This window comes from Marinobacter sp. Arc7-DN-1 (assembly GCF_003441595.1).
GTDB lineage: Bacteria > Pseudomonadota > Gammaproteobacteria > Pseudomonadales > Oleiphilaceae > Marinobacter > Marinobacter metalliresistant.
Map to the genome: position 1 here is coordinate 3,967,387 of NZ_CP031848.1, position 25,474 is coordinate 3,992,860.

The 25,474-nt window shown below is 57.8% G+C and carries 21 protein-coding genes; 14 read left to right on the forward strand and 7 right to left on the reverse strand.

All coding sequences use genetic code 11. From position 1 onward, the window contains the following. Positions 1–262: 262 nt before the first annotated feature. Positions 263–1,462 carry an EAL domain-containing protein gene (locus D0851_RS18645; RefSeq protein WP_117619969.1) on the forward strand — a complete coding sequence of 400 codons (1,200 nt, stop codon included), beginning with the start codon at positions 263–265 and terminating at the stop codon, positions 1,460–1,462. Between the two features lie 117 nt (positions 1,463–1,579). On the opposite strand, the gene D0851_RS18650 is transcribed toward D0851_RS18645, so the two are convergent. Then, the gene (locus D0851_RS18650) at positions 1,580–2,773 is read right to left on the reverse strand and encodes an NAD(P)/FAD-dependent oxidoreductase (RefSeq protein WP_117619970.1); all 1,194 of its coding nucleotides are present in this window, start codon (positions 2,771–2,773) and stop codon (positions 1,580–1,582) included. A gap of 42 nt (positions 2,774–2,815) precedes the next feature. Beyond that, complete coding sequence (locus D0851_RS18655) at positions 2,816–3,622, reverse strand: PhzF family phenazine biosynthesis protein (RefSeq protein ID WP_117619971.1); 807 nt, start codon at positions 3,620–3,622, stop codon at positions 2,816–2,818. Positions 3,623–3,865: 243 nt separating this feature from the next. Here D0851_RS18655 and D0851_RS18660 point away from each other — a divergent pair, with 243 nt between their 5' ends. Then, the gene (locus tag D0851_RS18660; protein ID WP_117619972.1) at positions 3,866–5,281 is read left to right on the forward strand and encodes a PLP-dependent aminotransferase family protein; all 1,416 of its coding nucleotides are present in this window, start codon (positions 3,866–3,868) and stop codon (positions 5,279–5,281) included. 6 nt (positions 5,282–5,287) lie between these two features. On the opposite strand, the gene D0851_RS18665 is transcribed toward D0851_RS18660, so the two are convergent. Both D0851_RS18665 and D0851_RS18670 read right to left on the reverse strand, forming a co-directional pair. Next, entirely contained in the window at positions 5,288–5,944 is a 657-nt protein-coding gene (locus D0851_RS18665) for a response regulator transcription factor (protein WP_117619973.1), read from the reverse strand. Beyond that, positions 5,937–7,439: a sensor histidine kinase gene (locus tag D0851_RS18670; RefSeq protein WP_117619974.1), complete on the reverse strand. Its 1,503-nt coding sequence runs from the start codon at positions 7,437–7,439 to the stop codon at positions 5,937–5,939. Before D0851_RS18670 ends, D0851_RS18665 begins: the two co-directional genes overlap by 8 nt. A 152-nt stretch (positions 7,440–7,591) precedes the next feature. Between D0851_RS18670 and D0851_RS18675 the strand changes: the two genes are divergently transcribed. The 6 genes from D0851_RS18675 (at position 7,592) to D0851_RS18700 (ending at position 14,676) form a co-directional block, all read left to right on the forward strand. Next, positions 7,592–9,220, forward strand: coding sequence for an acyl-CoA synthetase (locus D0851_RS18675; protein WP_117619975.1), 1,629 nt, complete (start codon positions 7,592–7,594; stop codon positions 9,218–9,220). Between the two features lie 95 nt (positions 9,221–9,315). Beyond that, positions 9,316–10,692, forward strand: a complete 1,377-nt coding sequence (locus D0851_RS18680) for a solute carrier family 23 protein (RefSeq protein ID WP_117619976.1) — start codon at positions 9,316–9,318, stop codon at positions 10,690–10,692. Positions 10,693–10,934: 242 nt separating this feature from the next. Next, a complete protein-coding gene (locus tag D0851_RS18685) occupies positions 10,935–11,768 on the forward strand; it encodes a metal-dependent hydrolase (RefSeq protein WP_117619977.1) in 834 nt (277 codons plus the stop codon). A gap of 110 nt (positions 11,769–11,878) precedes the next feature. Then, complete coding sequence (locus D0851_RS18690) at positions 11,879–12,829, forward strand: DegV family protein (protein ID WP_117619978.1); 951 nt, start codon at positions 11,879–11,881, stop codon at positions 12,827–12,829. A 140-nt stretch (positions 12,830–12,969) separates the two neighbouring features. After that, positions 12,970–14,004, forward strand: a complete 1,035-nt coding sequence (locus D0851_RS18695; protein ID WP_117619979.1) for a hypothetical protein — start codon at positions 12,970–12,972, stop codon at positions 14,002–14,004. 33 nt (positions 14,005–14,037) lie between these two features. After that, positions 14,038–14,676, forward strand: coding sequence for a LysE family translocator (locus D0851_RS18700; protein WP_117619980.1), 639 nt, complete (start codon positions 14,038–14,040; stop codon positions 14,674–14,676). Positions 14,677–14,756: 80 nt separating this feature from the next. Here the strand turns inward: D0851_RS18700 and fdxA are convergent, their stop codons facing one another. Together fdxA and mutS are read right to left on the reverse strand one after the other, a co-directional pair. Then, complete coding sequence (gene fdxA, locus D0851_RS18705) at positions 14,757–15,080, reverse strand: ferredoxin FdxA (protein WP_117620474.1); 324 nt, start codon at positions 15,078–15,080, stop codon at positions 14,757–14,759. Positions 15,081–15,232: 152 nt separating this feature from the next. After that, positions 15,233–17,863 carry a DNA mismatch repair protein MutS gene (gene mutS / locus D0851_RS18710; protein ID WP_117619981.1) on the reverse strand — a complete coding sequence of 877 codons (2,631 nt, stop codon included), beginning with the start codon at positions 17,861–17,863 and terminating at the stop codon, positions 15,233–15,235. An 82-nt stretch (positions 17,864–17,945) separates the two neighbouring features. Between mutS and D0851_RS18715 the strand changes: the two genes are divergently transcribed. From D0851_RS18715 to D0851_RS18725, 3 genes are all read left to right on the forward strand, one after another. Continuing rightward, on the forward strand, positions 17,946–18,446 hold the full coding sequence (locus D0851_RS18715; RefSeq protein WP_117619982.1) for a nicotinamide-nucleotide amidohydrolase family protein: 501 nt from the start codon (positions 17,946–17,948) through the stop codon (positions 18,444–18,446). 165 nt (positions 18,447–18,611) lie between these two features. Then, positions 18,612–19,658, forward strand: a complete 1,047-nt coding sequence (gene recA / locus D0851_RS18720; RefSeq protein WP_117620475.1) for a recombinase RecA — start codon at positions 18,612–18,614, stop codon at positions 19,656–19,658. A gap of 17 nt (positions 19,659–19,675) precedes the next feature. Continuing rightward, a complete protein-coding gene (locus D0851_RS18725) occupies positions 19,676–20,146 on the forward strand; it encodes a flavodoxin family protein (protein ID WP_117619983.1) in 471 nt (156 codons plus the stop codon). A gap of 15 nt (positions 20,147–20,161) precedes the next feature. On the opposite strand, the gene D0851_RS18730 is transcribed toward D0851_RS18725, so the two are convergent. After that, on the reverse strand, positions 20,162–20,539 hold the full coding sequence (locus D0851_RS18730; RefSeq protein WP_117619984.1) for a PilZ domain-containing protein: 378 nt from the start codon (positions 20,537–20,539) through the stop codon (positions 20,162–20,164). 217 nt (positions 20,540–20,756) lie between these two features. On the opposite strand from D0851_RS18730, the gene D0851_RS18735 reads away from it, so the two are divergent. Genes D0851_RS18735 through D0851_RS18745 form a run of 3 tightly spaced genes read left to right on the forward strand, consistent with a single transcriptional unit; the run spans position 20,757 to position 25,460 of the window. Further along, the gene (locus D0851_RS18735) at positions 20,757–23,165 is read left to right on the forward strand and encodes a Lon protease family protein (RefSeq protein WP_117619985.1); all 2,409 of its coding nucleotides are present in this window, start codon (positions 20,757–20,759) and stop codon (positions 23,163–23,165) included. 39 nt (positions 23,166–23,204) lie between these two features. Then, positions 23,205–23,831 carry a response regulator FixJ gene (gene fixJ, locus D0851_RS18740; protein WP_117619986.1) on the forward strand — a complete coding sequence of 209 codons (627 nt, stop codon included), beginning with the start codon at positions 23,205–23,207 and terminating at the stop codon, positions 23,829–23,831. A 45-nt stretch (positions 23,832–23,876) separates the two neighbouring features. Next, positions 23,877–25,460 (forward strand): response regulator, encoded by a 1,584-nt coding sequence (locus tag D0851_RS18745; RefSeq protein ID WP_117619987.1) that lies wholly within the window; start codon positions 23,877–23,879, stop codon positions 25,458–25,460. Positions 25,461–25,474 lie beyond the last annotated feature (14 nt).

Below are 25,474 nucleotides of genomic sequence, written 5' to 3' on the forward strand. Positions count from 1 at the left end.
TAGCACGACCAGTTGCACACAGCGTCCATGCTCAAGAGTCGAAAGGACGGTTGCTCGTTGGCGAACGATTTATTGAGTTATGATGTAAAACAACTAAAAAAGTTTGGCTGTCACTTTTATGGCCAGAAAAACCAGAGTTGTGATCAGGAGCCTGATAGGTATTCAGCATCGGTTCGTACCTATTCTCACTGGTCCTGAATTGTCTGCTGTGAAGGCGAGACTGCAAACAAGCTGAAGGCGTCTAGCGAAAGAGGTTCTACCTATGTCGGTTGGCGAAGTTTTATCAGGGCACGATTACTTTGACGAGGAGTTCGGCGTTTCAGTATCCAAGCTTTTGGGTATGTTACGGCGTAGCTTTGCCATGGACATGGCATTCATCGGAAAATTTGAGAATGGGTCTCGGACCATGGTGTTTGTTGAATCCGATAACAACATTAGCGCTCGCTCACAAAGTTTCTGTTTTTCCCATCCTGAAAGTCAGACCTATTGCCGAAAAATTGCAGATGGCGAGTTACCATCAATAATTCCTGATACACAGTCGAATGAGATAACACGTCTTATGAAGGTAACGGACGAGTTGTCAATCGGTGCCTACCTGGGCGTGCCCATTTACCTTTCAGATGGTGAGATATACGGAACTCTGTGTTGTATTAAGTACTCTAGTGATCCGTCGTTGGAAACTCGCGACCCCTCATTGTTGACGTTTGTTGCCGATGTGATTGCGGATCGGGTCGAGTTTCATCGGAATATTCAAGAACATGATAATCAGATTCGCGACCGAATAGAGCGGCTGAGCTTAAGTAATGAGTTGACTATGCATTTTCAGCCGATTTGGTCTGTCACTGACTCTGCGATTTGTGGGTATGAGGCATTGGCCCGATTCAATACCGAGCCCTACCGCTCGCCGGATGTTTGGTTCAAGGAAGCCAGTCAGGTTGGTTTGGGGGATTTTTTGGAGTCATTGGCAATTACTCGGGCATTAAGTCAATTGCCTAAGATTCCTGAGTTCTGCTTTTTAAGTATAAATGCATCCCCGGATGCTATTTTATCTGGAGCTGTTGGGGAACTCTTGAATCGCCAAGATGCCCATAGGGTAATATTGGAAGTTACCGAACATTCGCAGATATTAAACTACCCCGCATTTCGAGATGCGGTTCAGTCGATTCGTAAAATCGGTGCGCGACTTGCGATCGACGATGCTGGTTCCGGGTATGCTTCTTTGCAGCATGTTGTAGAGCTTGACGCGGACGTTATAAAGTTGGATCTCAACCTGATTCGGAACATACACTGTGACCGAAAGAAGCAGGCTCTTGCAGCAGCCCTTGTTTCCTATGCGCGCCACGTAAAGGCACAAGTCGTTGCAGAAGGAGTAGAGACAAAGGCGGAGTTCGATGTGCTCAAGGAGCTTAAAATAGATAAGGTACAAGGCTACTTTATTGGCAAACCCGCGGAATTGGCTTGATCGCTGAATTACTCCTAAATGTCGTCGGGCAGTGGCTCATCCGACTTCCGTCCAGGGAGTTGAGCTACCTCCCAAACTAATTGCGATTCTCTTAATTTGAATTATTCACGGCCAGGTTCAGGCATCGTTCCCCGCCGCAACACCGGACGCCCAGGCCCACTGGAAATTGTGGCCGCCCAGATGGCCGGTGACATCCACCACCTCGCCGATGAAATACAGGCTTGGCCGCTCCAGAACCGCCATGGTTTTGGAGGAAAGCTGGCGGGTGTCCACACCTCCGAGAGTGACTTCCGCGGTCCGGTAGCCTTCGGTGCCGGCGGGTTTGATGGACCACCGATTCAGAATATCCGCTACCTGTTCGATATCGCCGTTCTTGTAACCCTGCAAGGGGCCGGTCCAGCCCTGCAATTCGTTGAAGGCCTGGGCAAACCGTTTGGGCAGGTGCTGGGCCAGGTAGTGGCCAACCGTGGCTTGTGGCCGGGTTTTGCGCAGGTTGAGCAGATCGTCACTAATCTGGCAGGCCGGCAGAAGGTTAATGGCCAGGCTGTCGCCGGGCTCCCAGAAACTGGAGATCTGCAGCATCGCCGGGCCGCTGAGCCCGCGATGGGTTACCAGCATGGGTTCCCGGAAATGCTGGTCGTGGCATTGCACATCGACAGGGCAACTGACACCCGACAAAGGCGCGAGCTGTTCTTTCAGCTCCGGCTGCAGGGTAAAGGGCACCAGGCCTGCGCGGGTGGGCAGTATTTCCAGGCCGAACTGCTCCGCCACCCGGTAACCAAACGCTGTGGCGCCCATGGTGGGAATCGACAATCCGCCGGTGGCGATCACAAGCGATTCGCAGGTGATCTCCCCGGATCCGATGCGCAGACGGTAGCCTGCGTCGGTTTCGGTAATGCGGTCGACCGCTGTCTTCATTCTCACTTCCGCCCCTGCCCACTCGCATTCGGTCAGCAGCATACTGAGGATGTCCTTGGCGCTGTCCTTGCAAAACAGCTGGCCGGGTGCTTTTTCCTCATGCTCAATGCCATGGCGGTCCACCAGTTCCAGAAAATCCTGCGGCGTATAGCGCTTGAGCGCGGAAATGCAGTAGTGAGGGTTGTCCGACAGGAAGTTGGCGGGCGTGCTGTTCAGGTTGGTGAAGTTGCAGCGCCCGCCGCCGGACATCAGGATTTTCTTGCCCGGCTTGTTGGCGTGGTCCAGCACCAGCACACGGCGACCCCGGTATCCCGCGGTGGCGGCACACATCAGACCTGCGGCGCCGGCGCCGATGATGATTACGTCGTACTGTGATGTGGAACCTGCCGCCATACTGCCCGCCAATCGAAGGAAAGGGCGGGCAGTATACCAGTCTCAAGGCAGGTGGACGGAGCCTTCCAAATAGAAGGCCGCCTGGCCGGCGATGTCTACGCGGTCGCCTTTCAGCTCGCAGCGCAGCACACCGCCCCGGGCTGAAACCTGACGGGCCTCGAGCCGATTCTTTCCGAGTTTTTCAGCCCAGTAGGGCACCAGCACGCTGTGGATGGAGCCTGTGACTGGGTCTTCATCAATGCCTGCTCCGGGGGCAAAGTAACGGCTGACGAAATCGCAGTCTGTGCCTGGCGCGGTGATAATCAGACCCTGATTGCCCAGCTGTTTCAGTTTCCGGATATCCGGTTGGGCAGCCTGAACCGCGGTTTCATCGTCCAGAACCACCATGTAATTGGTGTCGTTCGGAACATAAAACGCGGTTTCCGGTGCGCTTTCCAGAGCTTCCCGAATCAATGCCGGCGTTGGCTGTTTCTCGAAGGCCAGATTCGGGAAATCCAGCACCAGCCAGCCATCGTTGGCTTTCTTCACGGAGAGAGGGCCGCTCTTGGAGCGAAAACGGATCTGTTCCCGATCCCAGCCGAGCTTGTTGAAAATAACCCAGCCACTGGCCAGGGTGGCGTGGCCACACAGAGGTACCTCAATGCCCGGGGTAAACCAGCGGATGTGGAAATCGGCCTCATCCTCTTCCGGCAGGCGCACGAAAAAGGCGGTTTCAGAGAGGTTGTTCTCCATTGCAAGCGAGAGCATGACGTTATCGGATAACCATTGCTCCAGCGGCATGACCGCCGCCGGGTTGCCACCGAAAATCTCACTGGTAAAGGCATCGACCTGATAGATGGGATACGTCATGGCGTGTTCTCCTGATGATGTTGTTAAGACTGAGCAGAAAGGGCTTTCTGATTCTGTCCTCATTGTAGGGAATGAAATGACTGCCATAACAGATTCAGATAATCTGTTTTTGAACCGGTACAGAGTGGGTTTGACGATATCTGTCCCGGTCATATTGGAAGCTATCTGTACTGCACAGATAAGCTCCGGGTCTGGTGCAATAGATCAGTGACTTCCGATGGGCCCGTAGACGAGGGACTGGTAATGGGCATTCTCTACAATCAGGTAGCGGATCAGCTTCAGGTGCTGATTCATGAAGGTGTGTACCGGGACGGCGACCGGCTTCCGGGCGTGCGTGTGCTCAGCCGACAGTTTGGGGTGAGCATTTCGACCATCCTGCAGGCACACCAGACCCTGGAGGCTCGGGGCTTTCTGCAGGCCCGGGAGCGTAGTGGCTACTTCGTGCGCCTGCCGGCGGTGGATGCACCCGAGCCGGTGATGCGCCGGCACCGGAGCCGCCCGGTACCTGTCAGTGCCCGTGAGATGACCCTGGATCTGTGTGCTGACGAGCAGAAGCGCATGGTGCCTCTGGCTACCGCCATTCCCCACCCGGATTACCTGCCACTCCGGCAGATCCAGCAGAGCACCCTCTGGGCTGCGCGCAGAGGACTGGAAACCCTGGATTACGCCTTTCCCGGGAAGGAATCGTTTCGGCGGCAGATCGCCCAGCGAATGGCGACACTCGGGGTGCCGGTAACACCGGATGATGTCCTGGCCACCAATGGTGCCCAGGAGGCCATTATTCTGGCGCTCCGGGCGGTTACCCAGCCTGGCGATATCGTTGCGGTGGAGTCCCCATCGTTTCCGGGCATTCTTCAGGCCCTTGAGGTTGTCGGGCTGAAGGTTATTGAAATTCCCACGCATCCCTCCGAGGGGTTGAGTCTTGAAGGATTACAGCTAGCTCTGGAGCAATGGCCCCTGAAGGCTTGCGTAGTGGTGACCAATCACAGCAACCCCATGGGCGCGAGGATGTCGGACGAGCGCAAGAAGCAGTTAGTCTCCATGCTGGCGGCTGCCGCAGTGCCGCTGATCGAGGACGATATCTACGGGGATCTACACCACTCCGGGGACCGGCCTCGACCAGCCAAGGCGTTTGATCGAACCGACAATGTGATTTACTGCAGCTCCTTTTCGAAAACCATTTCGCCCGGCCTGCGCCTTGGCTGGATGGTGCCCGGGCGCTACATGGCCAGTGCCCGGCAGCACAAGTATTTTGTGAACCTTGCTACGTCCTCCATTCCCCAGATGGCAGTGGCGCATTTTCTGGAGCAGGGCGGCTATGATCGTTATCTGCGATCAGCACGACAGCACTATCGTAAGTGTACCGAGCGGATGCGGACGGCAGTGGCAAGGGCTTTTCCAGAGGGTACAGCCGTGAGTCGTCCCCAGGGTGGATTTGTGCTCTGGGTTCAGTTGCCGGATGGTGTTTCCGGAGCGGAGGTCTACCAGCGAGCCAGGGCTGAAAATATCAACGTTGCGCCGGGGCTGATGTTTTCCACCGCCAACAAATACGAGAATTGCCTGCGGCTGAACAGCGCCAACCCCTGGAGTGAGCGTATTGAGCAGGCGGTTGGCAGGCTTGGTGTGCTGGCTCACGATGTGCTGGCCGCGGCGCGGTAGGACAATTCAGCGCTTTTCGCCGCGCAGGTCCTTTGGGTCGAGCAGCCCGGCGGCAATAGCTGTGCCGGTGACATCCGGCAGGCGATCTGCACCGAGGCGCTTCATCACTCGCGCCCGGTAGAGATCAATAGTCTTTACACTGACATCCAGCTGGTCGGCGATTTCCCGGCTGGTGTAGCCTTTGGCCAGCGGCAGAAAAACGTCCCGCTCCCTTCGGGTGAGGGTGGCCAGCAGCGCCTCGGTTGCTTCGTCGCCCTGCGCCTGTGCGCCAGATTGCCGATGTTCCTGAAGGGCCTGTTGTACGCTGTCCAGCAGCAGCTGTTCATTGAAAGGCTTCTCGATAAAATCAAAGGCGCCCGATTTGAACGCCCTGACTACAATGGGCACGTCGGCATGGCCGGAAACGAAGATGATCGGCAGTTCCAGCCCCCGTTTCTGTAGCTCCTCCTGAACGTTCAGGCCACCGAGACCGGGCATCCGGACATCCAGAACCACGCAACCGGCTTTCTTGTTGCCTACAGCGTCCAGAAATTTTCGACCGTCGCTGTAGGCCTCGACCTTCAGGCCAACGGATTCCAGCAGCCACTGGGTGGATTCCAGCATGCCGGCGTCGTCGTCAACAACGTAGACGGTGGTGGCTTCCGGGGCAGAGTGATTACTCATCAGGCTGGATCTCCGTGGTTGTGATTCTGTTCTTGTGGCTCTGACTGGCCGGGAACCGGCAGATCAGGGACAGGCCTCCAGTTGCTGCCGGGCGGGCATCCAGGAAGCCTCCGAATCCCTCAATGATCGAGCGGCTCATGGACAGCCCAAGGCCCAGCCCCTGGGGCTTGCTGGTGTAAAACGGCTGAAACATCTGGCGGATGCCTTGCTCATCGAGGCCCGGCCCCTCATCGGTGACTTCAATCAGGGTTTCATTCTGATCGTTGACGCAGGTGGTTATGACGATCTGCGAAGGCGAGCCCGGCTTTCGTTCGCCACGGGCTTCGACCGTGGCTTCAATACCGTTGCGGATCAGATTGATCAGCACCTGTTCCAGCAGCACCGGATCGGCGGTGATTACCGGGGCGCAGCAGGCCAGTTTCTCGCGGATCTGCACGTTGTTCTTTTCGGCTTCCCACTGGCACAGGCGGGCGACGTTCCCGACGACATCGTTCAGGGCAAGCGGCGCGGTGCGCTTCTGGCCCTTGCGCAAAAAGGCTCGCAGGCGCTTGATCACTTCCGATGCGCGGTTGGCATGGTGGACAATCTTCTGCAGGCCGTCGTCCACGCGATCCAGGCATTCGGGGTTGGTTCGGGCGCTTTTAAGGTAACGCTGACTGGCGCAGGCGAAGTTCACGATGGTGGCCAGGGGCTGGTTCATCTCATGGGCAATGCTGGAGGCCAGCTCCCCGAGGGTGGCGAGCCTGGCGGTATGGGCGAGTTCGTCGGCCAGTCGGCGGTTGTTTTCTTCGGATTCCACCCGGGCGGTAATATCCCGGGAGACGCTGATTACCTCGATGACGGCGCCGGTGTAGGTTTCCCGGATGGCCCGGCTGGCGATTTCGAACCAGCGTCTGGTGCCATCCCGATGAATGATTTCCAGGGTCATGGTGGCGTAGCCGTCGTCCCGGAGTAAGTTGCGGGTTTCGGCCAGTTGCTGGGCCACATTGTTGCCCCGGAAGACCTCCTCGAGCGGTTTGCCCCGAAGCTCTTCCGGCCAGTAACCCAACAACCGCCAGGAAGCGGGTGTGGCATCGATAAAGCGTCCGTCCGGGGCGTGGCGGGAAATGAGATCGGTGGTGTTTTCGGTGATCAGCCGGTAAAGGCGGTTGGATCGGGTTGCCTCTTCCTGGGTAAGGACATCTTCCGTGGCGTCTCTTGCCCGCGCCAGAACCCGGGCTGTTCCGGAGTCGGGAATGAAGGTCCACATGAGGATGGTTCCGGGAATCCGGGCTTCCACATTTTCAATGGCCCGACCCTGTTCAAGGGAGGATTTGGCCAGTGCCTGAATGTTGATTGGCAGGAGCCTGGAGGGCGAAGCCAGACCGGCAACCTGGCACAGATCCCGGCTCGCCCGGTTCCCCTTGAGGACGGCGCCCGCCGCATCCAGGAGCAATCCGGGTTGCGGGTCGGCGTCGTGCAAACTAAATACACTGGGAGGGGAAGAATCGTTCATGGCTCATAGAATATAGTATTATCACTATAATACATTGGTGTAATTTCTAGTATTTATTATATCAAATACTATTTTGCTAACCCGAAGTATAGCTAGTTTAGCGATATTCCTGAATACGCCATAAGAACAACAGCACTCAAGAGGACCACACAATGACCTCGATATTTGACCAGGGCCTAGCGCCCGTTGATGCCAACTACGCCGTTCAATCCCCCATCGATTTTATCGAACGCACCGCTACTGTTTACCCGGAGTATCCCGCGGTTATTCACGGGGCGATCCGTTACAACTGGGCGCAGACCTATGATCGCTGCCGGCGCCTGGCGTCTGCCCTGAAAGGCCGCGGTATCGGCCCTGGTGATACCGTTGCGGTGATGCTGCCAAATATTCCGGCGATGGTGGAATCCCACTTCGGGGTGCCCATGATCGGTGCGGTGCTTAATACCCTGAACGTGCGCCTGGACGCCGAGGCGATTGCCTTCATGCTGGAGCACGGTGAGGCCAGGGTGGTCATTGCAGACCGTGAGTTCGGTGAAGTTATCAGGGACGCCGTGAGCCGGCTGGACACCAGGCCCCTGGTGATAGATGTGGACGATCCCGAGTATGGCGAGGGTGTTCAGGTCAGCGATCTCGATTACGAGGCCTTCCTGCAGGAAGGGGATCCGGCGTTCCAGTGGAGCTTTCCGGAGAACGAGTGGGATGCGATTTCCCTGAACTACACCTCAGGCACTACCGGCAACCCGAAAGGTGTGGTCTATCACCATCGCGGTGCTTACCTGAATGCCATTGGTAACCAGGCCGTGTGGTCCATGGACATGCACCCGGTGTACCTCTGGACCCTGCCGATGTTCCACTGCAACGGCTGGTGTTTCCCCTGGACCATCACCGCCATGGCCGGTACCCACGTGTGCCTGCGCCGGGTTGATCCGGAAAAGATTCTGCAGCTGATCCGCGATCACCAGGTCACCCACATGTGTGGTGCGCCGATTGTGCTCAATGCCCTGCTGAACGTGCCGGAATCCGCCAAGGCGGGGATCGATCACGAAGTGAAGTCCATGACCGCCGGCGCGGCGCCCCCCGCCCAGGTGATCGGGGCCATCGAGGAGATGGGCATTCAGGTGACTCACGTCTACGGCCTGACCGAAGTCTACGGCCCGGTGACCGTCTGTGCCTGGAAATCCGAATGGGATAAACTGCCCCTGCACGACCGTGCCCGGAAAAAGGCCCGCCAGGGCGTTCGTTACCATACCCTGGCCGGTACCTTGGTTGGCGACCCGAACTCCATGGAGCCGGTGCCCAAAGACGGCAAGACCATCGGTGAAATCTTCCTGCGCGGCAACACCGTGATGAAAGGTTACCTGAAGAACCCGAAGGCCACCGAAGAGGCGTTCCGCGGTGGCTGGTTCCACACCGGTGATCTGGCGGTGTGGCACGAAGACGGCTACATGGAGATCAAGGACCGGCTCAAGGACATCATCATCTCCGGTGGCGAGAACATTTCCACCATTGAGGTGGAAGATACCCTCTACCGGCACCCGGCCGTTCTGGAGGCTGCCGTGGTCGCCCGGCCAGACGAGAAGTGGGGTGAAACCCCCTGCGCCTTTATTACCCTCAAGCCGGAGGCCGGACAAGTGAGTGAGGAAGACATCATCAGCTTCTGTCGCGAGCATCTGGCCCGGTTCAAGGTGCCCAAAACCATCGTCTTCTCGGAGCTGCCCAAGACGTCCACCGGCAAGATCCAGAAGTTCGTGCTGAGGGACCAGGCCAAAGAACTGGACTGAGCCCCTTAACGGCTGCGCCGGCCCGGCGCAGCCGATGTTAACCAGAAAAACAACGCTGTCAGGCACACGCACCGCGTGAGCCCGGAGACCTTTTTATGCAAATGTTTCATCGGAAGAACGGGGAAGAGCAGCCATACTGGCCTGCGGGTCCCTTTAAGGTTCGTCTGCCGTTCGTCCACTATCGGTGGGAATTCGCGGAGATGGTGCAGGCCCTGATCATGTTCGTGGTCAGCCTGGCCATGATCCCCCTGCTGGAGAAATACCTGGGTGTTCCCTACGACGTCGCTCTGGCTTACGTGGTGGTTTGTGGGATCGGCTTTATGCTCCCGGCGCTGCTGGGAGTGCCGCTGGTGCCTGGCTGGATAACGCCGGGTATTCCCGTGGTGCTTCTGTTCTTGAGTGATTACGAACCCGGGCCGGAGGCCATTCAGGCGCTGTTTGCCCTGCAGTTCCTGGTGTTCATTATTTTTCTGGTCCTCGGTGTTACCCGCCTCGGCAGCAAGCTGGTGGAACTGATTCCCCGGTCTATGAAAGGCGGGATCATCATCGGCGCCGGTATTGCGGCCCTGATGGGTGAAATCGAAGCCGGCGGTCGCCTGGCCAACACACCGATCTCCCTGATCATCGGTGGCTTGGTCTCCCTGTACCTGATGTTTTCGGTGTCCTTCAAAGGCTTTGTTGAAAGCAATTCCATTGCCCGCAAGATCGCCAACTACGGCATGGTCCCGGGCATGGTGGTGGCTATCCTAGTGGGGTTTGCCACGGGCGAATACGCCGTGCCCAATGTGGAGTGGGGTATTACCAGACCGGCGTTCGGCGAGCTCTGGAACTATCTGCCGTTTACCGTTGGCTTCCCGGACAGCAGCGTATTCCTCTACGCCGTCCCGACCGCTGTGATCGCGTATGTCATTGCCTTCGGCGATATCGTTGTTGGCCAGTCACTGATGAGCCGTGTGGATCACCTGCGCAAAGACGAAGACATTGATAACAGCATTGACCGCGTGCACCTGGTAACCGCACTCCGGAACGGTGGTCATGCCTTTTTTGCTCCGTATCCCGGTCTGGCCGGTCCGATCTGGACGGCGGTTACCGCCACCATGGCCGAGCGCTACAAATACGGTCGCAATGCCATGGATTCCATCTACAGCGGCGGCGGTACTTTCTGGATTACCGGCTTTATTGCGCTGTTTATTCTGCCCCTGGTGAGCTTTTTCCAGCCGGTGTTGCCGATTGCCCTGTCGCTGACCCTGCTTCTTACTGGTTATATCTGTTTGATGGTCGGCCTGGAGCAACTGGAGAACAACACTGAGCGGGGAATTGCCGGCACCATGGGCGTAGTTCTGGCGGTCTATGGCGCAGGCTGGGGCCTGGCCACCGGCGCCGTCCTTTACTTTCTGATTGAACGTACCAAATTGCTTGGCTTTGCAGCGGACCCGGAAGCGCCGGGTGTGAAAGCCGCAGAAGAGCACTAAACCTGCGCCTTCCGGCCCTGCACTGGAAAGCGCTGACCCCCTGTGTGTCCTTGGGAGGCCTCGTGCCTCCTTTTTTTCGCTCTGAGCTCTGTTTTGACAGAATGTCATTTCGTGACAATATGTCCGATTTTTCCCCTGGCTCCCTTCCTTCCCTCAGGTTTTCAGGTTTAAACTGCCTTGACTGATGATTTTTTGTCCGCTGTTCATTACTGATAGCAACATTACAAAAACAGGAGGCAGTTATGACCATCAGCTCCACGCCCGAGGGTGTGTCCGTTGAGCCGAGGCATCTGCGGTTTGATGTCAGTGAAGACCTGAAAACGCTCTGGCACGGCAATGATGCCTTCCGGACTGCTTTCTTCAATGCCCTTTCACTCCAGTTTCCCGATGGTGAGCAACAGTTCATCAATGCTGTACGGCTCTACCGGGACAGAATCGAAGACCCGAAGCTGCAGGCCGAGATTCGTGGCTTTATCGGGCAGGAGGCCCTCCACAGCCGTGAGCACAAGCACTACAATGAGGCGTTGAGGGCGCGGGGCTACGATATCGATGCCATTGACCGGCGTTTCGGGAAGCATATGGAGTGGGTGGGCCAGCTTCCGCCTAGCCGGCAGCTGGCGGGAACCTGCGGTGCCGAGCATTACACCGCTGTACTGGCGAACGCCATCCTGAGCCATCCGGAATGGATGGAGGGTGCCACCCCGGCCATGGCGAAACTGTGGCGCTGGCATGCAATAGAGGAAACCGAGCACAAATCCGTTGCCTTTGACGTTTACCGGGCGTGCGTGGGTAATGAGCGTCTGCGCCGCGTGGTCTTCCTGTTTGTTACCTGGAACTTCTTCAAGTACACCTTCCTCAATACCTGCAGCCTGCTGAAAACCGATGGCAAGCTCTGGAGCCTGCGTACTTGGCTAGGCGGTTTTAATTTCCTGTGGGGAAAACCCGGGGTTCTTCGCAAGTGCCTGCCGGAATTTCTGGCCTATTTCCGCAAGGGGTTTCATCCCTGGCAGCAGGACAACCGGGAGCTTCTGGAGCAAAATCTCAAGGAACTGGAAGTGATATCCCCTGCCGGGTAAGCCGGGATTGCTGAAATTCCAGCCAGGTTATGTAAGACTGAGCGGCATAAAGAATAACGACAATAAAGGGCGCTTCCGGTCGAGGAGCGGCCCGGAGCTGGAGGCCCGCCATGCGAGTTGGTTTGATCGTTGATTCTGCGTGTGATTTACCTTATGAGTTCAGCCGCAAGCACGATTTGTTCATCCTTCCCGTTACCGCTGTGATCGACGGCCAAACCTACATAGACGAGCATGACCCGGTCCGGACCCAGGAGTTCTACCAGAGTGGCCTGCTGCAGAAGGGGCACCAGGCGGAAACCCGGGCGTTCACCGCCGGGCAGATCCACGATCTGTTCATGGAGAAGATCGTTACCCAGTTTGATGTGGCCATCTGCGAGACGGTCACAAAAACCCGAAGCCTGATTTTCCAGAATGCCACCGAGGCCATGAACGGTGTCCTGGCCCATTATGAAGGTGCGCGGGAAGCCGCGGGCCGCAAGGGCCGGTTTTTCATGCGGGTGATCGACAGCAAACAGATTTTTGCCGGCCAGGGTTTGCTGGCGGCGCATACGCTGAAGCTGATCGACCAGAAGATGTCCAAGAATGCCCTGCGCCATGAGGTGGAAACCTTCACCGACAAGATCTACACCTGCGTGATTCCCCGGGATCTGCACTACATCCGTGAACGGGCCAGGCGCCGAGGTGATAAGAGCGTGTCGGCACTGGTTGCCTTCCTGGGCAAGGCATTGAACATCACGCCGGTGATCTTCGGGCAGGGCGCCGGGGGGCAGCCGGTAGCGAAGACCCGCAGCTTCGATGCGGCGGTGGAAAAGGTGATGAACTATGCGGCCGCTAGGGTGGAAGCGGGCCTGCTGACGCCCTACGTAAGCCTGTCCTGTGGCCTGACCTGGACCGAGATCGAGGATCTTCCCGGCCTCAATCGCTTGCGGGACGCGTGTGAGCACAACGGTGTGGAACTGTTGCTCTCACAAATGGGTATAACCAGCAGTATCTATGTTGGCCCCGGCAGCCTTTGCCTGGCGCTGGCCGCGGAGCCCCACAGCTTCAACGATTTCCAGTAATCAGCCTGCTATGAGCTGCGGCCGGCTATGACTGGCCCGGCCGCAGCCTCCCCCTTGTAGTTTTGGCAAACCGGTCAGCCGGGACTCCGTGTTAGCCTTTGTGCAGTGTGTTTCATTCCAACAACAGGACATCAGACGCCATGACCGAAGGCAAAACGGATCTCGCCACCGAGCTGCTGGAACAGCATGTGAAGCATGAGCTGGCATCACTGAAGGGCGCCAGGCTACACAGGTTTCTGGAGCAGGAACTGGATGAGCTCTGGAATTATGCCGGTGAGATAACCCTGAACCGCCTCACCTCGGAAGAGCAGGTGATGGGCGTGATTCAGCGCATTGTGATGGATATGGAGCTGGATGCGGGGATTCCCGAGCTGGCGGCCGAAATGGCCACCGAGGTGCTCAATGCCGGGGTGCAGTCCAGGACAACCCTGGGCGAGATTATTACCCGTGAGCAGGCCACCGGCTTCCTGGAACAGGCACTGGAGCTGAAGCACCAGCGGGAGCGGGTGATCAGTGAGATCATGGCTCATCCGGTGTATCAGGAGATGGTGTCCAATGTGGTGTATCACGGCCTGGTGAACTATCTGTACGAGGACAACCTGATCACCAAATCCGTACCGGGTGTCGGTTCGATGATGAAGTTCGGCAGGCGCATGGCCAACAGAGCGGTGCCGGGCCTGGATGAAACCTTCGAGCGGCGGCTCAAAATCTGGCTATCCGACAGCCTGCCGGGCCTGATCAGCCGCAGTGAGCAGTTCCTGCACCGGGCGCTGTCTGATGACGAGTTGCGGGACAGCGTGATGGCCGCCTGGGTGTCACTGGAGGACCGCACGATAGAGGAACTGCGTGAAGGTCTGGGGGAGGTCGAACTGCAGGAATTTGTGGTGCTCGGGTATGAGTTCTGGCTGCAGTTCCGCAAGACCGGGTACTTTGAAGGCTGTGCCTGGGCCGTGGTTTCCCACCTGTTTGTGAAGTACGGCGAGCATCCGATCACCGACCTGCTCAGGGACATGGGCGTCACCCGGGAAGTGGTGAAGGCGGAAGTTGATGCCTACGCAATTCCGGTTATAGACGTTTTACGGGAAGAGGGTTATGTTGAGGCCCTGGTTCGCCGGCGGCTCACGCCTTTTTACAAGTCTGCCGCGGCGCGCAAGATTCTCCAGCAGGAGGCCTGATTATTCCAGCCTCCGTGGACCGTTCTGGGAGGCGTGGTTTTGTTCTCGGACCTGTTCTGGGCCTATCTGGTTGCCATCACATTGCTCACCATGACGCCGGGTGTGGATACGCTGCTGGTGATGCGTAATGCCGGCCGCGGTGGCTTGAGGGATGGCTGTGTGACCAGCGTGGGCATCTCTGGTGGCCTGTTCATCCACGCGACTCTCTCGGCCCTGGGTATTTCCCTCCTGCTGGTAGAAACCGCCTGGGCATTTTCGGCGTTGAAGTGGGCTGGTGCCTGCTATCTGGTGTGGCTGGGAATCGGCTCGTTGCGTCTGGCCCTGAGGCGAGGGGGAGAGCCTTCGGTGCAAGCCGTGACGGTGGCGCGCCGGAGTGTCCCCCTGGTGACTTCTTTCCGGGAAGGCTTGTTGTCCAACGTGCTGAATCCGAAAACCGCGCTGTTCTATATGGCGTTGTTGCCACAGTTTGTTGACCCTGCCGGTAACGCCTTTCAGCAATCCCTGATGCTGGCTGGGGTCCATTTCCTGCTGGCGATGCTCTGGCAGTGTGGCCTGGCCTGGGTGGTGGTGAGTTTTCGGAGCCTGGGCGCGAATGCGCGGCTGAAGCGAGTGCTGAACGGGCTCACTGGCGGATTCTTTGTGGCCATGGGGGCGAAGCTGGCAAGCACCTGAGGCTTCCGGACACTGGGCAGGCAAAGAAAAAGGGAAGCCTCGGCTTCCCTTTACATTTAGTTACATTCAGTTCCGGTAAATCACTTCTCCAGATACTGGAGCTTGTTCGGCTTGCCATCCCATTCTTCGGCATCGGGCAGCGGATCTTTTTTCTCGGTGATGTTCGGCCATTTGGCGGCCAGATCGGCGTTAATCTCCACAAACTGGACCTGATCGGCAGGCAGCTCGTCTTCCGAGAAAATGGCTTCGGCCGGGCACTCAGGCTCGCACAGGGCGCAGTCGATACATTCATCCGGGTCGATTACCAGAAAGTTGGGGCCTTCGTAGAAGCAGTCTACCGGGCAGACTTCCACGCAGTCTGTATATTTACACTTGATGCAGTTATCAGTAACGATAAACGCCATAGTCAGATCCCTGGTCCAGTGGTCGGTCAGTCTCATCAGGAGCGCCGTCGTGGGCGCCACCGTTATGTTTTAGTGCGCGATATTGTAGGGAGCGACCCGCATAGCCGCAAGCGTTGGGCTGCTATAACCTTATTACACAGATCAATTTTCCGCTATTTCTTCATCAGGGCCTTCAGCTCGTACAGCCGATTCATGGCATCCCGGGGAGTCAGGCCGTCCAGGTCCAGCTCTTTGAGCGCTTCTTCCACGGCGCTCGGCTCAAGACTCGCGAACATATCGCCCTGGTAAGCCGGCTCACTCACATGCTTTGGAACGTTGCCGTGTGGTGCTTCACTCTGCTTATCATGAGCAGCGCCCGCCGGTGCCGCAGGCGTTGCGCTGCCCTCAAGGTGAGAAAGCTGAGTTTTGGCGTTGCGGATCACATCCTGGGGCACGCCGGCCAGCTTGGCCACCTGAAGCCCGTAGCTCTGGCTGGCCGGGCCATCATGAACGTTGTGCAGGAACACGATGCTGTCGTCGTGCTCTGTGGCCGTAAGGTGCACGTTCACCGCGTGTTGCAGCTCATCCGCCAGTTGCGTAAGCTCGAAATAATGGGTGGCAAACAGGGTGTAGCAACGGATTTCCCGGGCCAGGTGCTCCGCGGTGGCCCAGGCCAGCGACAGGCCATCAAAGGTACTGGTGCCACGGCCAACCTCGTCCATCAGTACCAGGCTGTGTTCGGTAGCATTGTGCAGGATATTGGCGGTTTCGGTCATTTCCACCATGAAGGTGGAGCGGCCACCGGCGATGTCGTCTGAGGAGCCCATCCGGGTGAAGATCCGGTCTACCGGGCCGATTACCGCGCGGTTGGCGGGCACGAAGCTGCCGGTATAGGCGAGCAGGGCAATCAGCGCAGCCTGGCGCATGTAGGTGGACTTGCCGCCCATGTTCGGGCCGGTGATCACCAGCATGCGTCGCTGGGTGTCCATCAGCAGATCGTTGGGTACGAAAGGTTCATCCAGTAATTGCTCGACTACCGGGTGGCGGCCTTCCTCAATGTCAAAGCCTGGCGCTTCACTGAATTCCGGCGCTGAAAAACGAAGTGAGGTGGCCCGCTCCGCAAAATTGCTCAGCACATCCAGCTCAGCCAGGGCCTGCGCCGCATCCTGTAGCGGCGCCAGTTGACCGGCTACGGTTTCCAGCACGTCATCGTACAGCCCTTTCTCCCTGGCCAGGGCACGGCTCTTGGCACTCAGGGCCTTGTCTTCGAATTCTTTCAGTTCCGGGGTGATGAAGCGTTCGGCATTCTTCAGGGTCTGCCGGCGGATATAATCTACCGGGGCCTGATCGGACTGGGCCCGGCTGATCTCGATGTAATAGCCGTGAACCCGGTTGTAGCCCACCTTCAGGGTGCTGATTCCGGTGCGTTCCCGCTCCCGGGTTTCCACATCCAGCAGGTACTGGCCGGCGTTCTCGCTGATGTTGCGCAGTTCGTCCAGTTCCTCGTCGAAGCCTTCCTGGATGACGCCGCCCTCCCGGATAACCACGGGCGGGTTATCAATGATGGCCCGTTCCAGGAGATCCGCCAGTTCGGGGTATTCGCCGATGATGGTGGCGAGTCTGACGATGTGGTGTGAGTTCACCGGTTTCAGCGTCTCCTGAAGATCCGGCAATGCCTGGAAGGCATCCCGCAGGCGGGCGAGGTCGCGCGGGCGCGCAGATCGCAGGGCTACCCGGGCCAGTACCCGCTCAATATCGCCAACGGCTTTCAGCAGATCGTGCACCGGCTCGTAATGAAACCCGTCGAGGAGTGCGGACACCGCCTGTTGGCGCTGGCGGACAATCTCCACATCCCGCAGCGGCCGGTTCAGCCAGCGCCGAAGCTCCCGCCCGCCCATGGAGGTTGCGGTGCGATCCATCACCCAGGCCAGGGTGTACTGATGGCCGCCCATCAGGTTGGTGTCGATCTCCAGATTGCGGCGGCTGGCGGCATCCATTATGACGGCTTCATCCCGTCGTTCGCGGGTAAGCTTGCGAATATGGGGCAGGGCGGTGCGCTGGGTTTCCCTGGCATACTGCAGCAGACAGCCGGCGGCACAAACCGCGAGATTCAGGTCCTCACAGCCGAAACCGGTCAGGTCCCGCACCTGCAGCTGCTGAGTGATCACCCGGCGGGCGGTGTCCAGTTCGAACAGCCAGGGTCCCTGGCGCCGGATTCCGGTAAAGCCTTCCAGTATTTCCTGATAGGGGAAGTCCTCGCTGATCAGGATTTCCGCCGGTCGCAGCCGCTGGAGTTCTCCTTGCAGGGCTTCCAGGTTCTCCAGCTCAGACACGGCAAAACGACCGCTGGAAATGTCCAGAGAGGCAAAACCAAACTGTTCCCGGTGGTTATAGATGGCCACCAGCAGGTTGTCCCGGCGGTCTTCGAGGTAGGCATCGTCACTCAGGGTGCCCGGTGTAACGATCCTTACCACCTGTCGGTCGACCGGTCCCTTGCTGGTGGCCGGGTCGCCAATCTGTTCGCAGATGGCGATGGATTGACCTGCCCGGACCAGGCGGGCAATGTAGCCTTCAGACGAGTGATAAGGAATGCCCGCCATGGGGATCGGGTTGCCCCCGGACTGGCCCCGGGCGGTCAGGGTAATGTCCATCAGCTCGGCCGCTTTCTTGGCGTCTTCGTAGAAGAGCTCGTAGAAATCCCCCATGCGGTAGAACACCAGTTCATTGGGGTGCTGACCCTTGATCTTCAGGTATTGCTGCATCATTGGGGTGTGCTTGGAAAGATCGGTCTGAGCTGCTGACATGGACGGGTCCGGATTGCCTTGCTTTGGATGAAGGCGTGAATTGTAAGAAAATAACGGCCGTGATGAAACGAAGGAGGTCATTATGCTGGCCAGCGATCACGAATTGGAAGAGGCGGGTAACCGCCTCGGTGAACGGCTGCTGGAACTGGAGCGTACTGTTGCAACAGCCGAAAGCTGCACGGGTGGCTGGGTTACCAAGGTGCTGACCGACCGGGCTGGTTCCTCGGCCTATGTGCTGGGTGGTCTGGTAACCTACAGCAACGACGCCAAGCAGGCCCTGCTGGGGGTAACCCGGAAGTCACTGGATGAACACGGTGCGGTCAGCGAACCGGTTGTGCGGGAGATGGTTGCCGGTGCCCTGGCGGCCACTGGCGCAGGTGTGGCTGTTGCCATCAGTGGCGTGGCTGGCCCCGGAGGGGGAGGCGAGGAAAAGCCCGTTGGTACCGTCTGGTTTGCCTGGGGCAGTACCCCGGCTGACACTGTAGCGGTGGTCAGGCACTTTGAGGGGGACCGGGACCAGGTCAGGCGACAGGCGGTTCTCTTTGCCCTTCAGGGGGTTAACGGGTTTGTGGATGAGCACTGACGGCTTTCACATCAAGAGGGGTTGGTCTCCTTTGCCGGTTATGTTTTAATACTGTTCAAATATACAGGGAATTGGCTGGTTACACTGTACGGATTCCCGATTCACTATTACGCTGCCGGAGTCCTCACGGCTCCGGTGGCCAGGGCGACAGAGGGTTTTGCACTGATGGAAGACAACCGCAAGAAAGCATTGAGCGCAGCACTTGGCCAGATTGAGCGCCAGTTCGGCAAGGGCGCCGTGATGAAAATGGGCGACCAGCCCCGTGAAGCCATTCCTGCGGTCTCCACGGGCTCCCTTGGGCTGGATGTTGCCCTGGGTATTGGCGGCCTGCCTTACGGTCGTATCTGTGAGATTTACGGTCCGGAAAGTTCCGGTAAAACCACATTGACCCTGCAGGTGATTGCCGAGGCCCAAAAGGCCGGTAAAACCTGTGCCTTCGTGGATGCTGAGCATGCCCTGGACCCGATCTACGCCGAAAAGCTGGGTGTCAACGTAAACGAGCTGCTGGTGTCCCAGCCGGATACCGGTGAACAGGCGCTGGAAATCTGCGATATGCTGGTTCGCTCCAACGCGGTAGACGTGATCATCGTCGACTCCGTTGCCGCCCTGACGCCGAAAGCGGAAATCGAAGGTGAAATGGGCGATAGCCACGTCGGCCTTCAGGCACGGCTGATGTCCCAGGCGCTGCGTAAACTGACAGGTAACGTCAAGCATGCCAACTGTCTGTTGATCTTCATCAACCAGATCCGTATGAAAATCGGTGTTATGTTCGGCAGCCCCGAAACCACCACCGGCGGCAACGCCCTGAAGTTTTACTCCTCCGTGCGTCTGGATATCCGCCGCATTGGCTCGGTAAAAGACGGCGATGAAGTGGTAGGCAATGAGACCCGGGTGAAAGTGGTCAAGAACAAGGTGTCACCGCCGTTCAAGCAGGCTGAATTCCAGATCATGTACGGCAAGGGCATTTACCACATGGCCGAAGTGCTCGATATGGGCGTGAAAGAAGGCTTTGTTGACAAGTCCGGCGCCTGGTATGCCTACAAGGGTGACAAGATCGGCCAGGGTAAGGCTAACGCCTGCAAGTTCCTGGAAGAAAACCTGGATATTGCCAACGAAATCGAAGCTGCGGTGCGTGATAAGCTGATGCCGAAGCCGGTCTCCAGGAAAGAAGCCGTTGAGGCACCGGCGGAAGCCAGCGGCGAATTGCTCTAAGCATCTGCGGGGGAGGTATGGATAGCAAAAAGAAACTGCTCATTGTTGCCCATGCGCCTTCCCCGAATACCCTCAAACTGAGGGAAGCTGTGGAGCAGGGTGCTTGCCATGAAGACGTCGGGAACGTTGAAGTAACAGTCCTTGCTCCCCTGGATGCCGGCCCTGAGGATGTTCTTGCCTGCGACGCGATCATCCTGGGTACCACCGAAAACCTCGGGTACATGAGCGGGGCTTTGAAGGACTTCTTTGATCGCAGCTACTACCCCTGCCTGGAGAAAACCCAGGGTTTGCCCTTTGCCTACTACATCCGGGCTGGTCACGACGGCACCGGTACCAACCGGGCGATCGAAAGTATCACTACCGGGTTGCGCTGGAAACGGATTCAGGACCCTCTGATCTGCCGGGGCGAATACCGGAATGAGTTCGAGGAACAGTGCCGGGAGCTGGGCACGTATGTGGCTGCCAGCCTGGATGCCGGGCTTGTCTGACGACGCGGAAATGGCTTAGCTGGCGAACCGGTTATAGAAGCCTTCGATTCGTGACAGGGCGTTGTCCACCGCTCGTGAATACCCTTTCTTGTCCCGGCAGTAGCTGAACTGCACGCTGATGCGATAACCGGTCTGAAACGGCTGGCAGTCCACCACCCGGGCGCATACCCTCGATTCACTGATGTACTTGCCGTCAAAATCCATGAATAGCCGGGCGCCCGGATCCACTGGCCTGGGGCACAGTATTGCCATGCCGTAGCGGTTAAGATCCAGACAGGTGGCGGGTGTGGCGGGCTTGCCACGGCTAAAAAAGCCGCGCTCCCGAAGTTGAACCTTCAGGCAGGAAGCGGGATAACGATCCTTGATTCTGCGATCTGCGGAATCACTGGTCATACGCTGGCATCCGTTGCGTGCATTGTATTTTTTGCCGGGAGATGAAGTGTAGTTCCGGAACAACTGCCTGAAAAATGAACGCTGGCAAAACTGTGAACTGACCAACAAATTCCTGCGCATTGTGCGCAACCCCAGAAATCTGCTCGCTGAACGCGACATGGCCGACTGCAGAATCTACAATGACCGGCCAATGAGTCAACCGTTACAGGACCGAACCTTGAAGTCACTGTCCCTGCACCAGCTTTACAAAGCCTGTGTTCTGAAAGATCTGCCATTCAAAACCACCAGGCAACTGGAACCTCTGGCCGAAATCGTGGGCCAGAACCGTGCCCAGGAAGCCGTGCGTTTTGCCCTGGCGATGCCCCATGGCGGTTACAACGTGTACGCCGTTGGCCGAAATGGCCTGGGCAAACGCACCATGATGCTGCGTTACCTGGAGCACCATGTGGATACCGATCAGCAGAGCCATGACTGGTGCTATGTAGCCAACTTCGAGGAGCCCCGTATTCCTAAGCTGTTGCAGCTTCCGGCGGGCAAGGGGACCCAGCTTAAGCAGGATATGGAAAAGCTGATGAGCCGCCTGGTAAAGGTGATTCCCCAGACCTTCGACAGCGACAGTTTTCTTGAGCGCTCGGAACAGCTGAAGAATGAATACGGCAAGAAACAGGAAGATGAACTGGAAAAAGTGGCTGCCCAGGCCAAACGCAAAAAAGTCAGCCTGACCGTGACCACGCCCGGCGGTTACCGATTGGTTGCCATGAATGGCGAGGAACCGCACACCGTGGAATCCTTCCAGGCGCTGACAGACGAGCAGCGTGACAAGTTTGAAGACATCATCAACAAGCTGGAGAAAAAGCTTCGGCAAGCCCTGCGCAAACTTGCTGACTGGGAACAGGAATACGCTGACAAACAGCAGGCGCTGAACCAGGAGACCCTGGAGAGTATTTCGGGCCATCAGGTTGATGAGCTGATCGAGAAGTACAAGGATCTTCCCGACGTGGTCGCCTTTTTCGAGGCGGTCCGGGCAGATCTGGTGGAGAACCTCGAGATTTTCCTGGACGATAACGAGGAGCAGGCGGCGATTGCCTACGCGTCCCTCGACAAGAAAATGCCCCGCCGATACCTGGTGAACGTGCTGGTGCACCAGAAAACCAACGAGGTTCCCATGGTGGTGGAGGACAATCCCACCTACCACAACCTGTTCGGGTACGTGGAGAACGTTACCTACAAGGGCACCGTGTTTACCGATTTCTCACTGATCCGCCCGGGCAGCCTGCATCGGGCCAACGGCGGTTACCTGTTGATGGACGCCATCAAGGTGCTGGAGCAGCCTTTCGTGTGGGACGGGCTGAAGCGTGCCCTGCGTTCGAAATCGATACAGATTAACTCCCTGGAGCGGGAGCTGACCCTTTCCGGCACCATTTCCATCGAACCGGAATCAGTCCCGCTGGATGTCAAAATTGTCCTGTTTGGTGATCGCGAAACCTGGATGCTGCTGCAGGAGTACGACTCGGAATTTGCCGAGCTGTTCCGGGTAACAGCGGATTTCGAGAACGAGATGTACCGCTCTGATGACAGTCAGTTGCTATACGCCAAGTTCATTGCCAGCCTGGTAAGCGAGAAATCACTGCTGCATTGCTCAAACAAGGCGGTCGCCCGGATTATTGAGCACAGTGCGCGCATGGCCGAGCATCAGGACCGTTTGTCTCTGCATGCGGCGGATATCGCCAATCTGCTTCGGGAATCGGATTTCTGGGCCCGGCAGGCAGGGGCGCGGCTGATCCAGGATACTCATGTGGAGCGGGCCCTGGAAAGCGCCAAATACCGCAGCAGCCGGATTCGCGACCAGTTCTACGATTCCATCCGTGATGGCTCCACACTCGTAACTACTGGTGGAACCTGCGTTGGCCAGGTGAATGCGTTGTCGGTGTTGTCCACGGGCGGGTTTGAATTCGGACTTTCCAACCGCGTGACCGCGACCTGCTATTATGGAGATGGTGCGGTGATCGATATTGAGCGCGATGTGAAGCTCGGCGGCAACCTTCACTCCAAGGGCGTGATGATCCTGAGTTCCTGGCTGGCTTCCCATTTTGCGGTTAACGATCCGATGCATCTGTCGGCCAGTCTGACCTTCGAGCAGAACTACGGTGAGGTGGATGGCGACAGTGCGTCTCTTGCGGAACTGTGCGCGCTGGTATCTTCCCTGTCCGGTATTCCGGTCCGCCAGGATCTGGCGATTACCGGATCCGTAAACCAGTTTGGTGAGGTTCAGCCCATTGGCGGTGTGAACGAGAAAGTGGAAGGCTTTTTCACAACCTGTCAGCTCAAGGGTGGGCTCTCAGGAACCCAGGGCGTGATCGTGCCAACCACGAACGTGCAGAACCTGATGCTCGATAGCGAATTGGTGCAGGCGGTGCGTGAAGGCCGGTTTGCGGTGTACGCGGTTGCCCGCGTTGAGGAAGCTATTACCCTGCTTCTGGGTAAGCCCGCGGGCAAGGCCGATGACAAAGGCAGGTACCCGAAGCAGAGTGTTTTTGGCATTATCCAGCAACGACTTGAAAAAATGCGGGAACACGAGCGGCAGGAGCATGCACGTGATGATCACAAAGACCCGTCAACCCACTGACCGGTAATCATAAGAAAACGGACAGGAGAGAACACGCCCATGACTGATACCCAGCAAACCGTATACGTCGTAGAGGACGATGAGGCAGTCCGCGATTCCCTGGAGCTGCTGCTGAAATCCGACGGCAAGCCGGTCAGGCCCTATGAGAGTGCAACTGCTTTCCTGAAGGATTATTCCGACAAAATGACGGGATGCATTGTGCTGGATATCCGTATGCCCGGCATGGACGGCATGGAGCTGCAGAAGAAGCTGAATGAAAGGCACTCCATCCTGCCGATTATTTTTGTCACCGGGCACGGTGATGTGCCCATGGCGGTTGATGCCATGAAAGAAGGGGCCGTGGACTTTATCCAGAAGCCCTACCGCGAAGAGGCGCTGCTGGAAAAAATCGAGGCGGCGCTGAAGCAGGATCTGGAGCAGCGCAAATCCCTGGATGAAAAGCAGGAGATCATCCGCCGTATCAAGAGCCTGACTCCCAGGGAGCACGAGATCATGGACCGGATGATCGCCGGCCAGGCCAACAAGGTGATTGCCATTGAGCTGGAGATCAGTCAGCGTACGGTGGAGATCCACCGCTCCCGGGTTATGCACAAGATGGGCACCCATTCCCTGGCACATCTGGTTCGTATGGCCCTGTCCGTAAAGGACCTTATCGACGCACGGTGATCCTGTCGGCATCATACGGTTACGCTTTTAACCGGCCCGAAAACTATGACTGAACCTGTCAGCGAGAACTCGGAGGTGACGGTTCTGCTCGTGGATGACAATCCGCAGAACCTCAAAGTCCTCTATGAGACCCTGAAAGACAAAGGCTACCGGCTGCTGATTGCCAATGAAGGCGAAAAGGCCCTGGACCTTGCCCACCGCCACCAGCCTGAAGTGATTCTCCTGGATATCATGATGCCGGAGATGGATGGTTATGAGGTGTGTGAGCGCCTCAAAGCCGATCCCGAGACGGCGGATTGTGCGGTGGTGTTCCTTTCCGCCCTCGATGATCTGCAGGCCAAGGTTAAAGGCTTCTCGCTCGGTGGAGCCGACTACATTTCCAAGCCATTCCAGTCCCGGGAAGTGATTGCCCGGGTGAAAACCCATGCCTCGGTTATCCGCCTTGAAAGAGAGCTGCAGGCCCGTAACCGCGAGCTCCAGAGCGACCAGGCCCGCATCCTGAATTCCATCAGCGAGGGCATTTACGGCCTTGATGAGAACGGCGTTATCGAGTTTGCCAATCCAGCGGCGACACTGATTGTCGGCTGCCCGGTGGAAGAGCTGATCGGCCGAAACTTCTTCGAAACCCATTTCGCCACGGCGGGGGACAATCCGGACGACCTGCCGGTAAAAGCCACCTGTCAGCAGGGTGTTGCCGAAAACCGGCGGGACATCCGTATACTCCGGGCTGACGGAACAGGCTTTCCGGCCGAGTATCGTTCAACCCCAAAGCGGGATGGAGGCGGGCTCCACGGCGCCGTTGTGGTGTTTCGGGACATCACTGCCGAGCTGGATAACGAGAAGGCCCTGGAAGAGGCCCGGCAACTGGTGCAGGAACAGCGGGATCAGCTGGCTCATACCTCGCGCCTGACCACCATGGGTGAAATGGCCGCGGGCGTCGCCCATGAGGTCAATCAGCCGCTGACGGCAATAACCAACTACGCCCGGGTCGCCAAGCGGATGATGGCGAAAGAATCGGCGGATATGGGTCTGCTCCAGGAGACCCTGGACAAGATCGAAGCCCAGTCCCACCGCGCCAGCGAGATCATCCGGCGAATCCGGCGGTTCATGAAGAAGCCGGCAACCGGCAAGGAAGTGCTATCGGTATCCGCGCTGCTGGAGGACACCCGGCAGTTTGCCGAGGTGGATATGCGCAATAACAAGGGTGCCATAAAGGTTTCGGTGCCAGGGGATATGCCAGATGTCCTGGCTGACCCCGTTCAGGTGCAACAGGTTGCTCTGAACCTGATCCGGAATGCCCTGGAAGCGACCAGCTGCGTGGATTCAACGGCGCCTGTTGAGGTATCAGCCAGCCTTCAGGGTGACAGCTGTGTGCGAATCCAGGTGCGCGACCACGGAGTTGGCCTGCCTGACGGCGCCGAGGAAAAACTGTTCCTGCCGTTTTTTACTACCAAGGATGAGGGCATGGGCATCGGCCTCTCGACCTGCCGCTCCCTGATTCAGGCCCAGGGCGGAGACATCGGTTTCGTGCGCCCGGAAGACGGTGGCGCCTGTTTCTACTTCACCCTTCCGGTCGCCGGTGCGCAGGGTTCCCCCTGTGCACCGGAAAACGAGACTTCTCAGCGTTAAAGGAAGTCCCCCGG

What these genes read in the sequence shown, in the direction of transcription:
- D0851_RS18685 (WP_117619977.1), top strand. Translation starts at nt 10,935, where the DNA reads ATGACCATCAGCTCCACGCCCGAGGGTGTGTCCGTTGAGCCGAGGCAT.
- D0851_RS18645 (WP_117619969.1), top strand. Translation starts at nt 263, where the DNA reads ATGTCGGTTGGCGAAGTTTTATCAGGGCACGATTACTTTGACGAGGAG.
- D0851_RS18745 (WP_117619987.1), top strand. Translation starts at nt 23,877, where the DNA reads ATGACTGAACCTGTCAGCGAGAACTCGGAGGTGACGGTTCTGCTCGTG.
- D0851_RS18715 (WP_117619982.1), top strand. Translation starts at nt 17,946, where the DNA reads ATGCTGGCCAGCGATCACGAATTGGAAGAGGCGGGTAACCGCCTCGGT.
- D0851_RS18650 (WP_117619970.1), bottom strand. Translation starts at nt 2,773, where the DNA reads ATGGCGGCAGGTTCCACATCACAGTACGACGTAATCATCATCGGCGCC.
- D0851_RS18690 (WP_117619978.1), top strand. Translation starts at nt 11,879, where the DNA reads ATGCGAGTTGGTTTGATCGTTGATTCTGCGTGTGATTTACCTTATGAG.
- fixJ (WP_117619986.1), top strand. Translation starts at nt 23,205, where the DNA reads ATGACTGATACCCAGCAAACCGTATACGTCGTAGAGGACGATGAGGCA.
- D0851_RS18665 (WP_117619973.1), bottom strand. Translation starts at nt 5,944, where the DNA reads ATGAGTAATCACTCTGCCCCGGAAGCCACCACCGTCTACGTTGTTGAC.
- D0851_RS18660 (WP_117619972.1), top strand. Translation starts at nt 3,866, where the DNA reads ATGGGCATTCTCTACAATCAGGTAGCGGATCAGCTTCAGGTGCTGATT.
- recA (WP_117620475.1), top strand. Translation starts at nt 18,612, where the DNA reads ATGGAAGACAACCGCAAGAAAGCATTGAGCGCAGCACTTGGCCAGATT.
- D0851_RS18730 (WP_117619984.1), bottom strand. Translation starts at nt 20,539, where the DNA reads ATGACCAGTGATTCCGCAGATCGCAGAATCAAGGATCGTTATCCCGCT.
- fdxA (WP_117620474.1), bottom strand. Translation starts at nt 15,080, where the DNA reads ATGGCGTTTATCGTTACTGATAACTGCATCAAGTGTAAATATACAGAC.
- D0851_RS18695 (WP_117619979.1), top strand. Translation starts at nt 12,970, where the DNA reads ATGACCGAAGGCAAAACGGATCTCGCCACCGAGCTGCTGGAACAGCAT.
- D0851_RS18655 (WP_117619971.1), bottom strand. Translation starts at nt 3,622, where the DNA reads ATGACGTATCCCATCTATCAGGTCGATGCCTTTACCAGTGAGATTTTC.
- D0851_RS18675 (WP_117619975.1), top strand. Translation starts at nt 7,592, where the DNA reads ATGACCTCGATATTTGACCAGGGCCTAGCGCCCGTTGATGCCAACTAC.
- D0851_RS18670 (WP_117619974.1), bottom strand. Translation starts at nt 7,439, where the DNA reads ATGAACGATTCTTCCCCTCCCAGTGTATTTAGTTTGCACGACGCCGAC.
- D0851_RS18725 (WP_117619983.1), top strand. Translation starts at nt 19,676, where the DNA reads ATGGATAGCAAAAAGAAACTGCTCATTGTTGCCCATGCGCCTTCCCCG.
- D0851_RS18680 (WP_117619976.1), top strand. Translation starts at nt 9,316, where the DNA reads ATGCAAATGTTTCATCGGAAGAACGGGGAAGAGCAGCCATACTGGCCT.
- mutS (WP_117619981.1), bottom strand. Translation starts at nt 17,863, where the DNA reads ATGTCAGCAGCTCAGACCGATCTTTCCAAGCACACCCCAATGATGCAG.